The 12,053-nt window shown below is 50.4% G+C and carries 15 protein-coding genes; 13 read left to right on the forward strand and 2 right to left on the reverse strand.

Annotated features, from left to right (window positions below; all coding sequences use genetic code 11):
• Positions 1 to 100: 100 nt before the first annotated feature.
• The 12 genes from Q9M42_RS05920 to Q9M42_RS05975 all read left to right on the forward strand — a co-directional run bounded on the left by Q9M42_RS05920 (position 101) and on the right by Q9M42_RS05975 (position 10,898).
• Positions 101 to 466: an ArsR/SmtB family transcription factor gene (locus Q9M42_RS05920; RefSeq protein ID WP_322525585.1), complete on the forward strand. Its 366-nt coding sequence runs from the start codon at positions 101 to 103 to the stop codon at positions 464 to 466.
• A gap of 262 nt (positions 467 to 728) precedes the next feature.
• Positions 729 to 1,646 carry a thiamine pyrophosphate-dependent dehydrogenase E1 component subunit alpha gene (locus tag Q9M42_RS05925; protein WP_322525646.1) on the forward strand — a complete coding sequence of 306 codons (918 nt, stop codon included), beginning with the start codon at positions 729 to 731 and terminating at the stop codon, positions 1,644 to 1,646.
• A gap of 21 nt (positions 1,647 to 1,667) precedes the next feature.
• The gene (locus Q9M42_RS05930; protein ID WP_322525586.1) at positions 1,668 to 2,693 is read left to right on the forward strand and encodes an alpha-ketoacid dehydrogenase subunit beta; all 1,026 of its coding nucleotides are present in this window, start codon (positions 1,668 to 1,670) and stop codon (positions 2,691 to 2,693) included.
• A gap of 16 nt (positions 2,694 to 2,709) precedes the next feature.
• Positions 2,710 to 4,017 (forward strand): dihydrolipoamide acetyltransferase family protein, encoded by a 1,308-nt coding sequence (locus Q9M42_RS05935; RefSeq protein WP_322525587.1) that lies wholly within the window; start codon positions 2,710 to 2,712, stop codon positions 4,015 to 4,017.
• Positions 4,018 to 4,031: 14 nt separating this feature from the next.
• Positions 4,032 to 5,417 (forward strand): dihydrolipoyl dehydrogenase, encoded by a 1,386-nt coding sequence (gene lpdA, locus Q9M42_RS05940; protein WP_322525588.1) that lies wholly within the window; start codon positions 4,032 to 4,034, stop codon positions 5,415 to 5,417.
• 82 nt (positions 5,418 to 5,499) lie between these two features.
• On the forward strand, positions 5,500 to 6,441 hold the full coding sequence (locus Q9M42_RS05945) for a sugar-binding transcriptional regulator (RefSeq protein ID WP_322525589.1): 942 nt from the start codon (positions 5,500 to 5,502) through the stop codon (positions 6,439 to 6,441).
• 223 nt (positions 6,442 to 6,664) lie between these two features.
• On the forward strand, positions 6,665 to 7,087 hold the full coding sequence (locus Q9M42_RS05950; protein WP_322525590.1) for a transcriptional regulator GutM: 423 nt from the start codon (positions 6,665 to 6,667) through the stop codon (positions 7,085 to 7,087).
• The gene (srlA, locus tag Q9M42_RS05955; protein WP_322525591.1) at positions 7,075 to 7,635 is read left to right on the forward strand and encodes a PTS glucitol/sorbitol transporter subunit IIC; all 561 of its coding nucleotides are present in this window, start codon (positions 7,075 to 7,077) and stop codon (positions 7,633 to 7,635) included. The genes Q9M42_RS05950 and srlA overlap by 13 nt, the downstream gene beginning before the upstream one ends.
• A gap of 34 nt (positions 7,636 to 7,669) precedes the next feature.
• On the forward strand, positions 7,670 to 8,704 hold the full coding sequence (gene srlE / locus Q9M42_RS05960) for a PTS glucitol/sorbitol transporter subunit IIB (RefSeq protein WP_322525592.1): 1,035 nt from the start codon (positions 7,670 to 7,672) through the stop codon (positions 8,702 to 8,704).
• Positions 8,705 to 8,761: 57 nt separating this feature from the next.
• Positions 8,762 to 9,136 (forward strand): PTS glucitol/sorbitol transporter subunit IIA, encoded by a 375-nt coding sequence (locus Q9M42_RS05965; RefSeq protein WP_322525593.1) that lies wholly within the window; start codon positions 8,762 to 8,764, stop codon positions 9,134 to 9,136.
• Between the two features lie 22 nt (positions 9,137 to 9,158).
• Positions 9,159 to 10,451 (forward strand): NAD(P)H-dependent oxidoreductase, encoded by a 1,293-nt coding sequence (locus Q9M42_RS05970; protein ID WP_322525594.1) that lies wholly within the window; start codon positions 9,159 to 9,161, stop codon positions 10,449 to 10,451.
• 99 nt (positions 10,452 to 10,550) lie between these two features.
• The gene (locus Q9M42_RS05975; protein ID WP_322525595.1) at positions 10,551 to 10,898 is read left to right on the forward strand and encodes a bh protein; all 348 of its coding nucleotides are present in this window, start codon (positions 10,551 to 10,553) and stop codon (positions 10,896 to 10,898) included.
• 43 nt (positions 10,899 to 10,941) lie between these two features.
• Here Q9M42_RS05975 and Q9M42_RS05980 read toward each other — a convergent pair whose 3' ends face one another.
• The gene (locus tag Q9M42_RS05980; RefSeq protein ID WP_322525596.1) at positions 10,942 to 11,154 is read right to left on the reverse strand and encodes a hypothetical protein; all 213 of its coding nucleotides are present in this window, start codon (positions 11,152 to 11,154) and stop codon (positions 10,942 to 10,944) included.
• A 307-nt stretch (positions 11,155 to 11,461) separates the two neighbouring features.
• On the opposite strand from Q9M42_RS05980, the gene Q9M42_RS05985 reads away from it, so the two are divergent.
• Positions 11,462 to 11,644, forward strand: a complete 183-nt coding sequence (locus Q9M42_RS05985) for a hypothetical protein (protein ID WP_091613066.1) — start codon at positions 11,462 to 11,464, stop codon at positions 11,642 to 11,644.
• 45 nt (positions 11,645 to 11,689) lie between these two features.
• Here the strand turns inward: Q9M42_RS05985 and Q9M42_RS05990 are convergent, their stop codons facing one another.
• Positions 11,690 to 12,052 (reverse strand): VOC family protein, encoded by a 363-nt coding sequence (locus tag Q9M42_RS05990; RefSeq protein ID WP_322525597.1) that lies wholly within the window; start codon positions 12,050 to 12,052, stop codon positions 11,690 to 11,692.
• Position 12,053: the final 1 nt, after the last annotated feature.

Consider the following 12,053-nt stretch of genomic DNA (forward strand, 5'->3'; position numbering starts at 1 on the left):
GACAGTCCGTATATAAAAAAATAAAGCAGATCGGTTGAAAGCAGATAAAGAAAGCGTACAATTGAAATAAGAATGATTACGATCAGGCAGGTGAACAGAAATGCCAAACGAAGACAAAGAAACGCAGGCAAATGTAGGCTGGATCCAGCAGCAGATTCAGGAGCGATCGCTTGATATTATGACAGATATGCTGAAGGGACTCGCTGACGGCAAGCGGATGCAGATTGCCCAGGCGCTGGCTTTGACTCCGGAATTGAGTGTACATAGTATTGCCGAGGTTATTGATTCCTCTATTGCTACCGCGTCCCATCACCTTCGGTATATGCATAAGCTGGGACTGACGAAGTTCCGGAAGGAAGGAAGAACTGTGTATTATTCTCTTGATGACGAACATGTCAGGCAGGTGGTGGAGCTCGTTGTAAGCCACCAGGCAGAAATTAAAGAACGGCAAGGAAAAGAGACGTAACGGCGTCTCTTTTTTTATTTGCAGTAAACAAATGTTTCACAATACTACAATTGCAAAAATCAGCTGAATTTATGAAAGCGGAAACAATATTTTGAAATCAACGATATTTTACAGATGTTTAGTTGACGAACGAATGAAATAAGGCTATTATGTTTACAAAGGTCATAATAAAGAACAAATGTAAAAGGGAGGCGTTATTGTGACGCAGGCAGATTGGGTTTGGGAAGAGCCGAAGGAAAAGCTGGTCAATTGGCTCGAGCAGATGTGGACCGTTCGCTGGTTCGATGAAAAAGTAGATGAATTTTTCGCCAAAGGCATGATTCACGGTACGACTCACTTATGTGTAGGACAGGAAGCTTCGGCTGTGGGGGTATGTGCGATGCTTGAAGATAAAGACAAAATCACGAGCACTCACCGGGGCCACGGGCACTGCATCGCTAAGGGTGCAGACCCGGACCGGATGATGGCAGAACTATTTGGCCGTGAAACCGGCTACTGTAAAGGCAAAGGCGGGTCCATGCATATTGCAGATGTTGAAAAAGGCAACCTGGGTGCCAACGGTATCGTCGGAGGAGGCATTCCTTTAGCCGTAGGATCAGCACTTACTTCAAAGATGCGCCAGGAAGGGTACATTACTGTCTGCTTCTTCGGGGACGGGGCAGCAAATGAAGGCAGTTTTCACGAAGCAGTGAACCTGGCTGCTATCTGGGATCTTCCGGTCATCTTTGTCTGCGAAAACAACCAGTACGGCATGTCCGGCCCGGTCAAGGATATGGTGAAAATCGAAAATATTGCCGATCGTGCTTCCGGCTACGGTATTCCGGGCTATGTCGTTGACGGCAATAATCTTCCCGAGGTCATGACGGTTATGAAAGAAGCCGTGGAGTATACAAGAAACGGAAGCGGCCCGGTTCTCATAGAAGCGAAAACGTACCGGTGGAAGGGCCACTCCAAAAGCGATGCGAAAAAATATCGGACAAGAGAAGAAGAAAAAGAATGGAAGGATAAAGACCCGATCCGTTTTTTCCAGGAGGCCTTGATCGAGCGTGGGATTATCACATCAGAAGAAGCCGAAACGGTGAAGAAAGAAACGAAAGCCCAGATTGAACGATCGGTGGAATTTGCGGAACAGAGTCCCGAACCTTCTGCGGATACACTGCTTGAGGATGTCTATGCTTAATATAGAAAGGAGTGCCTGACGATGCAGTCGAGCGCAGTAAATTCTTCAAACGACAATAAGACAAAACGGAATATCACCTTTGCCGAAGCGGTTCGGGAAGCCTTATCACAGGAAATGCGTGCAGACCAGGACGTTTTCATTCTTGGGGAGGATATCGGAGTATACGGCGGGGCCTTCGGCGTCACCCGAGGAATGATTGAAGAGTTCGGACCGCAACGGGTACGCAACACCCCTATTTCCGAGGCGGCTATTACCGGTGCCGCGATCGGGTCGGCTCTTACTGGCATGAAGCCCGTCGTAGAGCTGCAGTTTTCTGATTTTATTACGATCGCGATGGATCAGCTGGCCAACCAGGCAGCGAAGCTGCGGTATATGTACGGCGGCAAAGGAAACGTGCCGATGGTACTGAGAACGCCGTCAGGCTCGGGAACAGGGGCAGCAGCCCAGCATTCACAGAGTCTTGAAGCATGGGTGGCTCACGTGCCCGGCCTGAAGGTAGTGCAGCCGTCTACGGCGTCAGACGCCAAAGGGCTTTTAAAGGCAGCGATTGCTGATCCGAACCCCGTGATCTTTTACGAACATAAGCTACTGTACAAAACCGAAGAGCACGTTCCGGAGGAAGCGTATACGATTCCTCTTGGAGAGGCGGACGTGAAGCGTGCCGGGACAGATGTAACGATTGTTGCGACCGCTGTGATGGTGCATAAAGCGCTCGAGGCGGCTGAAAAGCTGGCTGAGGAAGGTATTGAAGTTGAAGTGATTGACCCGCGGACCCTCGTGCCGCTCGATGAAAAAACAATCGTGGACTCCGTTAAAAAAACTGGAAAAGTAATCGTAGTGCATGAAGCCGTTAAAAGAGGCGGCTACGGCGGTGAGATAGCGAGCATGATCGCAGAAAGCGAAGCCTTTGACTATTTGGATGCTCCAGTCCGCCGGCTCGGGGCGCTGCCAATTCCTGTGCCGTATAACCCGGCACTTGAAAAAGCAATGGTTCCGCAGGTGGATGATATTATGCAGGCGGCGCGCGACAGCGTCCAGCGCCGGTAAAGGAGGGCAGGCTCTTATGGCAAAAGAAGTATTTATGCCCAAATTAAGCAGCACGATGGAAACGGGGACAGTTCTGCAGTGGTTTAAGCAGGAAGGCGACCCGGTGGAAGTTGGAGAACCGCTTTTAGAAGTAATGACAGATAAAATAAATATTGAAGTAGAAGCGTATGAAGAAGGCGTCCTGCTGAAACGCTACTACGATGAAGACGATGAAGTGCTGGTAAATGGCATTGTCGGTTATATTGGTGAAGAAGGCGAGCAGGTGCCGGAGGAAACCCCTGGTGCTGAAGATAAGACAGAAGCAGAAAGTGTTCCGGCAGCCCCGGAAGAGCTGTCCCGGGCAGAAGCGACTACAGGGGAGGCCGGCGGGGGCAAAGACGTACGGGCGACTCCGGCAGCCCGGAAGCTTTCACGTAACCAGGGTGTTGAGCTTTCCCTTGTACAGGGGAGCGGAGCGCGGGGGCGCATCCACGCTGCTGATGTTCAAGCCGCTGCAGACAAGCAGCAGGTGCGCACTACGCCACTTGCTAAAAAGGAAGCGGAAGCAAATAACGTGGATCTTTCTGCTGTGGAAGGGAGCGGAAGCTACGGTAAAATTACGCGGGCCGATGTCACCGCGCCACCGGTGGAAGAGGATCTTCACTCTGAGCCGCTTCAGGGCATCCGGAAGGTAGTGGCAGAACGGATGCAGCAGAGTGCAAGCGAAGTTCCCCACGTGACTCTCAATACGGAAATTGATATGGAAGCTGCCATGGAATTACGGGCCCAGCTGCTTCCGGTTATAGAAAAACAGACTGGCCAGCGGCTGTCAGTGACCGAGCTGTTAATGTTTGTCGGCGCGCGGGCCCTTCAGAAGCATCCGGATGTACATGCCTCCATGACAAACAATCGCATTACGAAGCAGTCATCTGTGCATATGGGCCTCGCCGTCGCCACAGACCGCGGACTTCTGGTGCCGGCGATCCGTCATATAGAAGAAAAAGGGCTTGCAGATTTAGTTGCTGAAACAAAGCGGGTAACAGCGGCAGCCCGGAACGGAAGTCTTCCTGGCAAAGAGCTTTCGGGCAGTACGTTTACGATCAGTAATTTAGGGATGTATGCAGTTGACCATTTCACCCCGATTATTAATCAGCCCGAAGCGGCTATTCTTGGTGTCGGGCGTATACAGGAGAAGCCGGTAGTAATAAACGGAGAAATCACGGTGCGCCAGATGATGGCCGTAAGTCTTTCCTTCGATCACCGTATTATTGATGGGGCACCGGCTGCTGCATTTTTAACAGACTTCAAACAAATGCTCGAACAGCCGTACCAGCTGTTTGTCTAGAAAGAGGTGGATCAATGGAAACGTTTGATCAAGTGATCGTCGGCGGGGGCCCAGCAGGGTACGTTGCTGCTCTCCGGGCATCCGGCCTCGGTCAGTCCACGGCGCTTGTCGAAGACCGCGAACTCGGAGGCACCTGCTTAAATCGCGGGTGTATTCCGTCCAAAACGCTTCTCCAGCACGCTGAAGCAGTGAACTACGTACGAAACGCTTCTGACTACGGCATCCAGGTTGAAGGCTTTCATCTGCGCTACGGGGACATGCTCGAACGGAAGGATAAGGTCATTCAGCAGCTCCGCCAGGGAGTCCAGTCATTGATGAAAAAAGGACGTATTCAGGTGTTTCAGGGGCGCGGGGCAGTTCATGTGAACAAACAGGTGACTGTCACGAATAAAGATGGAGAGGAAAAAGTGATCACAGGCAGAGCCGTCATCATTGCTTCAGGCTCTGTGCCGGCAGTACCACCTATTCCCGGTCTTGAAGATACTGAACATTATACGAGTGACACGATTTACGAACGCCAGTCGCTTCCTTCGTCAATGGCCATCGTTGGCGGGGGATTCATTGGTACTGAATATGCCTGCCTGTATCAGTCACTCGGGGTGCAGGTGACAGTTATTGAAGCGGCTGAACGGCTGATACCACAGGAGGATGAAGATGCTGCGAAAATGCTGGCCGGGGCACTTGAAGACTCAGGAGTGACTACTCTTACAGGCACGTCGGTTACTTCTGTCAAGCAGCAGGGAAATCAGGCAGTCGTCAACGTGCAGGACTCCTCGGGAAACGACCGCGAGCTCACAACAGATATGCTGCTTATTTCCACCGGGCGTTCGCCTGTCATCGCGGCAGCTGAAGACCTTCAATTACGCATGGACGGCCGATTTGTAGCGGTGGACGGTTCGATGCAGACATCGGTCCCGGGTATTTATGCTGCGGGGGATATTGTCGGCGGATGGCAGCTTGCCCATGCGGCAAGTGCCGAGGGCATTCTTGCAGCAGAGCATGCTGCGGGCGCTGAGCCTTCCATGGATCTCTCGCTCGTGCCAAGGTGCATTTATACCGTCCCGGAAATAGCATCTGTGGGTCTGTCTGAGCAGGAAGCAAAAGAGAGGTACAGCGATGTTAAAGTAAAAACTGTACCGCTGCAGGGTAACGCCAAAGCAATGACGATGGGGGAGACCCGGGGTTTTGTTAAAATCATTTCCCGGGAAATGTTCGGCGAGATTCTAGGCGTTGTGATGGCCGGCCCCCACGTTACCGAAATGATCGGAGAGCCGGCCGCCTATATCCATCTTGAAGGCACCACCGAAGAATGGAGCAGTCAGGTACATGCGCATCCTTCGCTATCAGAGGCGTTGTTTGAAGGCGCGTCTGCGCTCGCGGGACGTCCGGTTCATCAATAAAAAGCGATGTAAGCGTATATAGTTTTTTGGCAGGGAGTGATATACTGGGGACAGATGAATCTATGGAATAGAGGGAAGAATTATGCTCAACTGGGAAGAAAAAAGAGAAACCGTAAAAGTAGCGAAGCTGTATCATTTCGATGGCTGGACCCAGGCGCAGATCGCCAAAAAGCAGGGTGTTTCCCGTCCGGTTATTTCCAAAATGCTGCAGCGGGCCCGGGATGAAGGCATCGTTGAAATATATATTAAAGATGAAAGTGTGCATACTGTTGATCTTGAGCAGAAGCTTGAAAAAAAGTACGGCCTGAAAGAAGCAGTAGTCGTTTCAACGACAGGCTTCACGCCTGATCTTGGCAAGCGTCTGATCGGAAAAGCAGCCGCTTCCTATGTGGCGAAGAGATCCGAGCAGGTAAAGCGGATCGGTATTTCATGGGGATCAACTTTGCGTTCGCTTATTGAAGAGTATCCGTACGTCGAACATAGAGACATTCATATTACGCCGCTGATCGGGGGAATGGGGAACAAATACGTGCATCTGCACTCCAATCAGCTGGCATTTCACTTTGCCCAGAAGATGAACGCCTCCTGTTCGTATTTGTACGCTCCGGCGATGGTCGAAACCGACGATTTGAAAGAGCGTCTCGTGCAGTCCAAAGACATTGCCCAGGTGCTCGAAGAAGGAAGAAATGTAGAAATAGCCCTCGTCGGCCTCGGCAATCCGCTTCAGGACTCCACCATGGAAACGATGGGGTACCTGCAGGAAGAAGATATCGTCACGCTCCGAAAAGCCGGGGCAGTTGGCGATATCAGCTCGAAGTTTTTTGACGCTCTCGGCCACGGCGTGGATCACCCGATCAACAACCGGGTCATCGGCCTGACTCTCGAGGAGATTAAAAACATCCCCGAGGTCGTTGGTGTGGCCCAGGGCTCTCATAAAGTCCTCGGCATCGAAGCAGCGCTGAAGGGCGGCTATCTGGACGTGCTGATCGTAGATAACCAGATTGCAGAAGCATTAACCGAATAACGTATGACGGCCCTTGGGAAGGGGCCGTATTTTTTTAACATATATGAACATATGTGCTATTTAAAACATATGTAAAATAAAAGAAATATTTTACAACCAACAAGCCAACACCGCAAAAAATTAATTTTTAAAATATCTGAAAAATATATTGACGGCTATATGAAAACGCTTTAATATGGTTACAAAGGTTACAAGTTGTTACAAATGTAAAGGGGTGGTGAGGATGTGGGGTTATTTTATCGCCGCGTTCGTGGTGATATGGCTGATTCAATTTTATCTGACATTCCGCCAGATGAAATACTACAACGGAATGATTGCTTCAATGGGCAGACGCCCTTCGGGATACCTTGGCACAGGTATTGATAAGCGCCTCCTTGGTATCGGGACGGTCATTCTGCTCGTAACCAATGAAGCAGGAACGGTGATCGATGCGAAGATCATGAGAGGAGTGACGGTGTTCGCCAGGTTCGCAGAAGCGCCGGAGCTGATGGATAAAAATATTTATGAGCTAAAAAAACAGTGGGAAGAAGAGGGCGCTGCCAGTAAGAAGAAGCATCCGAAAAGGGCACATCTGATGGCTGCCCAGCAGATTCTTGCAGAACAAAAACGCAAGCACAAAAAGGGGGATAACAAATGGATTTCTTAGTAACGCTCGCAGAAGGCTTTATCGGAATGTTCGAGGCAGGCGGCGAAACATTCGTCGGGCTCGTTACAGGTATTATTCCGACACTCATATGTTTAATTCTTGCCGTAAACGCGTTAATTAAGTTTGTCGGGGAAGAACGAATCTATTCGCTGGCTCAGAAGAGCACAAAGTATTTCTTTCTCCGCTATACACTGTTTCCGGTACTGGCCGTGTTTTTCTTAACCAACCCAATGTGCTACACCTTCGGGCGCTTTCTGCCGGAACGGCAGAAGCCGGCCTTTTATGATTCCGCCGTCTCGTTTGTTCACCCGATTACAGGCTTGTTTCCTCACGCGAATCCGGCTGAACTGTTTGTCTACACCGGGATCTCGGCTGGAATCACGACCCTGGGCCTGTCGGCCGGTCCGCTTGCCATCCGTTTCTTTATCGTCGGTCTGATCGTTATTTTAATCCGCGGTGTAGTAACTGAATGGATTACCGCTATTATGCTCAGACGTCAGGCAGCTAATGCAGAAGGCGATTCGTCGGAAAAAAGCGCCAGCGCATAGATGAAAATTTAAAAGAAAAAGTGAGGGAAGAATAATGGCTGAATATAAACCGGTAGAGGTAACAAAAGGGAGAGGCGGCTGGGGCGGACCGCTCGTCATCCATCCGAATGATCAGAAAAGATATATTATGTCGGTAACCGGCGGGGGCATTCATCCAGTTGCCGAGCGCCTGGCGGAACTGACAGGCGGCGAAGCAGTGGACGGGTTTAAAGCCTCGTATGATAAAGAAAACATTGCCGCAGCAGTTATTGACTGCGGTGGAACCGCACGCTGCGGGGTCTACCCAAAAATGGGAGTGCTTACGGTCAATATTCACGGCACGTCCCCGGCCGGCCCGCTTGCGCAGTATATTAACGAAGAAAACTTTGTCTCGGGCGTGGGCGAAAGGGATATGAAGGCTATCAGCGAGGACGAGGTACCGGCGGCCGAAGCGGAGGCAGAGGACAAAGCTTCCCCGTATAACTCTCTGATGGACCGCGACGTGGCTAAAAAAGTGAAAGACGATGCGAAAATGAAAGCAAAAGGATCCGGTCCGAAAAAGGCAAATATTATTGAACGTATCGGCCGTGCCGTCGGCAACGTAGTAAGTGTCTTCTTCCAGGCCGGTCGGGAAACCATTGATACGGTTGTACGAAACATTCTGCCGTTCATGGCTTTTGTCAGTACGATTATCGGGATTATCACTTTCACCGGCATCGGGGATCTGATCGCAAACTTTGTATCCCCGCTCGCGAGCAATATTTTCGGGCTGCTGCTTTTATCCTTTATATGTGCAATTCCAATTTTATCACCGCTGCTTGGCCCGGGCGCTGTTATTGCCCAGGTGGTCGGGGTGCTTATCGGAACCCAGATTGGCATGGGAAATATCCCGCCGGCAATGGCACTTCCAGCACTTTTCGCTATTAACCCGCAGGTAGGGGCAGACTTCGTACCGGTTGGCCTGACACTCGGAGAGGCAGAGCCGGAGACCATTTCCGTCGGCGTACCGGCCGTTCTGTTTTCGAGGGTTATTACCGGTCCGCTTGCCGTTGTGATCGCTTATCTTTTCAGCTTTGGCCTGTATTCATAAAAATAAACCGGCGGGTAGGCGCGCTTGCCCGCCCTGTATTTCTTAGGAGGAGTGACCATGCAGATGAAAACAGAAGTATTTACAGCCACCGTGGTCGGCATTGGAGAGGACGCCCAGATGCTGATGGACGACGGCATGATGATTTTATTCAACGAAACAGCACCGAAGGATTTGTATGATATCAGCTTTGTTCATAACGCCGAAGGGTTAAACGAAGACCTGGAGGCCGGGGATGAGCTGATCATAGACGGAGAAGTGTTTTCTTTGACGTTTGTCGGCGGTAAGGCGAATGAAACGCTGCGGGACCTCGGGCATGCAACCTTTCAATTTAACGGAGAGACAAATTCAGATCTGCCGGGAACGGTCTGTATAGAAGCCAAGCCGCTGCCTGTGATACAGGTGGGGAGCACCATCGTATTCCGTAAAAAATAAAGCTGGATAGGAGTGGAGAGCAATGATAGGAATTAACCGAAAGCTGCAGGCGCTCGAAAAAGAGGGCCGCTACATTAAGGTGGGTCTTGTCGGCGCCGGCCAGATGGGACGCGGCATGATCGCGCAGATTGAAAATATGAAGGGCATGCGGGTCGTCCTTACCGCAGACATAAATGAAGATAACGTCATTAATGCGTACGGGCACGCCGGTATTGAGCGGGGAAATATTGTTTCTACTAACAATAAAGAAGAAGCCTCGCAGGCTATCCGGATGAACAAAGTGGTGGCATCCACCAAAGCACTGCTCGTATGCGCGCTCGATGAAGTGGATGTTGTCGTGGATGCGACCGGGGTGCCGAATATCGGAGCAGAAATTGCCTGGAACGCTATTTTGAGCCGGAAGCATATCGTCATGCTGAATGTCGAGGCGGACGTTACCGTCGGGCCGCTGCTGAAGCGGATGGCAGATGCGAGCGGCGTCGTGTACACCGGATCGGCAGGGGACGAGCCGGGAGCGATTATGGAGCTGTATGATTTTGCTGATGCGATTGGCTTTGAGGTAGTGGCGCTTGGTAAAGGCAAAAACAATCCGTTAAATGTGGAAGCCAATCCGGATACAGCAGCAGCTGAAGCCGAGGAGAAGGGCTCGAGCCCAAAAATGCTTGCCTCCTTCCAAGACGGTACGAAAACGATGGTGGAAATGAATGCCGTGGCAAACGCCACTGGATTTGTCCCCGAGAAGCCGGGGATGAACGGATTCGAAGCGGGGGTCGCGGCTCTGCCGGAGATTTTCCAGCTGCGGGAGCAGGGAGGGAAAGTCGGCAGAAAGCACGTGGTTGAATACATCAACGGCATCGCCCCGGGCGTGTTTGCTATCGTTGCTTCTGATATGGAAGAAGTGAATGCGGAAATGAAATATTTAAAAATGGGAGACGGGCCAAACTACGTACTGTACCGGCCATATCACCTGACAAGCCTGGAAACGCCGCTTTCCGTGGCGCGGGCGTACCTGGACGGCCAGGCGACAATTGCTCCGGACGCCGGCCATATTGCTGAAACAGTGGCCGTGGCGAAGCGCGATCTGGAAGTGGACGAGCATTTGGATTCGATTGGCGGCTTTACTATTTACGGCACTGTAATGGAAGCCCCGGAAGCAAAAGAAAAGGGAGCACTTCCAATCGGTCTCGCAGACAAAAATGTAAAAATGACAAGGGCTGTAAAGAAAGGGGACATCATTACGTATCAGGATGTGGAGCAGACAGTGGAATCCACCATCTGGCGCCTTAGGAAAATGCAGGATCACGAGTGGAAATAAAAAGAGAAGGAAGCGCTGCCGAAATTAGCGGCCGCTTCTTTTTCCGTCTTCAAATCGTGGTATAATAAAAGAGTAATAAGCAAAGGAGGGGCTGAAGCGATGAAAAAACGTAAGGAGCTCATTTACTTACAGTGCGCTCATTGTAAGGAAGAGACGCCCCACAACGTGGAATACATTAATGGGGATGTGTACAGCATGGAATGCCGCACATGCGGCCGGGAGCTGACATTAAACCGCGATATCATGAAAGAATGGTACAGCGAAGTGTATGACCGCGTAACTACCAAGCCGACTCGTTTAACAGAGGAATATAAAGAAAGCAAAACGCCGTTTGTAGTACGGATGCCGTTCCGGCTGGCAAGCAAGCCATACCGGCTGATGCGGGATTTAAATGATACTCAGAAAACACTGCGCTATTATAAAAATAAACAAAAGAAATCTTCCTGACCACGCGTGAGCGGGGAGGAAGATTTTTTATGGATGTATATATTTATCCGCTGGCTAACAGCCGGCGGGGCGCAGGAGTCTTTTCATACGCACGGTTGAACTCCAGCAGAGGGCAGGCAGCGCAGGCCTCTGACACTCCAGTGCATGTAGCAACAGAGTCAAACACGCCATCTCTATAAACGTAGGATAATTCGTGAAGCACCTTCTGTTTTGTAATCGTGCAGTAAATAACCTGACGCGACATGGAGTAGTCCATCGTATTTCACTCCTTCGGCGTATAATAAATGGTAGGAATAAAAGCGGTATATAATAATTTACTTAAAGACTATGTACCCGGAACAGCTTAAAAGAAAACCAGAGGTTGTAAGCAGATAGTATTAAGCGGGAGAAGTTTACACCGGGCGGTATCCGGGAAAATAATATTTCTGACAGCTCATTTAATCTTAAACAAACCACCATTAATCTAATCCAACAAGCAGAAATGTGACAGTAACGGCATATGTGAGCAGATAAAACACACAACGGCTGAAAAAGAGAGGGAAAAGAGAAAAGGGGGAGCATTCATGAAACAAAAGTATATGCTGATCGCAGTAGACCAGGACGGCCATGAAATTTCATTAAAGAACTATAAGGGCCGTGAGGCGAAAGAGGAATTAATTTTAGAAGGAAAAGACTGCGCAACGACGATGTATGAGCAGTTAAAGGAAGAGCTGCATCCGAACTCGGTGAAAATGCTCAGTCTGTAAAAGCTAATATCATCAGCCCCCGGCATTTACGCCGGGGATTTTTTATTATCTTTCAATCAGTTCGAGGCGGTTGCCAAACGGGTCCTCCGTATAAAAGCGGGGAGAGCCGTTCAGCGGCTGTTCGGGTTTGACGGGCCAGTTAAACTCCTGCAGTCGTTCCCTGGCAAGCTCGAGATTGTGCACGCGGAGCGCCGGGTGTGCCTTGCGGGCCGGAGAAAATGGCTCTTCAACGCCAATATGAACCTCAAGACCACCGCAGTCAAACCAGACGCCGCCGCGTTTGGCCAAATCTTCGGGTTTGGGTATTTCGGGCATGCCGAGGATGGTGTGGAAAAAATGACGGGCTTTTTCTTCGCTATCCGGCGGGGCAGCAAGCTGTACGTGATCAATTCCAGTAAATAATGTCATA

The organism is Marinococcus luteus (assembly GCF_034497705.1).
Lineage (GTDB): Bacteria > Bacillota > Bacilli > Bacillales > Marinococcaceae > Marinococcus > Marinococcus luteus_A.

Coding starts and splice junctions, on each gene's coding strand:
- Q9M42_RS05920 (WP_322525585.1), top strand. CDS start 101: ATGCCAAACGAAGACAAAGAAACGCAGGCAAATGTAGGCTGGATCCAG.
- Q9M42_RS05925 (WP_322525646.1), top strand. CDS start 729: ATGTGGACCGTTCGCTGGTTCGATGAAAAAGTAGATGAATTTTTCGCC.
- Q9M42_RS05930 (WP_322525586.1), top strand. CDS start 1,668: ATGCAGTCGAGCGCAGTAAATTCTTCAAACGACAATAAGACAAAACGG.
- Q9M42_RS05935 (WP_322525587.1), top strand. CDS start 2,710: ATGGCAAAAGAAGTATTTATGCCCAAATTAAGCAGCACGATGGAAACG.
- lpdA (WP_322525588.1), top strand. CDS start 4,032: ATGGAAACGTTTGATCAAGTGATCGTCGGCGGGGGCCCAGCAGGGTAC.
- Q9M42_RS05945 (WP_322525589.1), top strand. CDS start 5,500: ATGCTCAACTGGGAAGAAAAAAGAGAAACCGTAAAAGTAGCGAAGCTG.
- Q9M42_RS05950 (WP_322525590.1), top strand. CDS start 6,665: ATGTGGGGTTATTTTATCGCCGCGTTCGTGGTGATATGGCTGATTCAA.
- srlA (WP_322525591.1), top strand. CDS start 7,075: ATGGATTTCTTAGTAACGCTCGCAGAAGGCTTTATCGGAATGTTCGAG.
- srlE (WP_322525592.1), top strand. CDS start 7,670: ATGGCTGAATATAAACCGGTAGAGGTAACAAAAGGGAGAGGCGGCTGG.
- Q9M42_RS05965 (WP_322525593.1), top strand. CDS start 8,762: ATGCAGATGAAAACAGAAGTATTTACAGCCACCGTGGTCGGCATTGGA.
- Q9M42_RS05970 (WP_322525594.1), top strand. CDS start 9,159: ATGATAGGAATTAACCGAAAGCTGCAGGCGCTCGAAAAAGAGGGCCGC.
- Q9M42_RS05975 (WP_322525595.1), top strand. CDS start 10,551: ATGAAAAAACGTAAGGAGCTCATTTACTTACAGTGCGCTCATTGTAAG.
- Q9M42_RS05980 (WP_322525596.1), bottom strand. CDS start 11,154: ATGGACTACTCCATGTCGCGTCAGGTTATTTACTGCACGATTACAAAA.
- Q9M42_RS05985 (WP_091613066.1), top strand. CDS start 11,462: ATGAAACAAAAGTATATGCTGATCGCAGTAGACCAGGACGGCCATGAA.
- Q9M42_RS05990 (WP_322525597.1), bottom strand. CDS start 12,052: ATGACATTATTTACTGGAATTGATCACGTACAGCTTGCTGCCCCGCCG.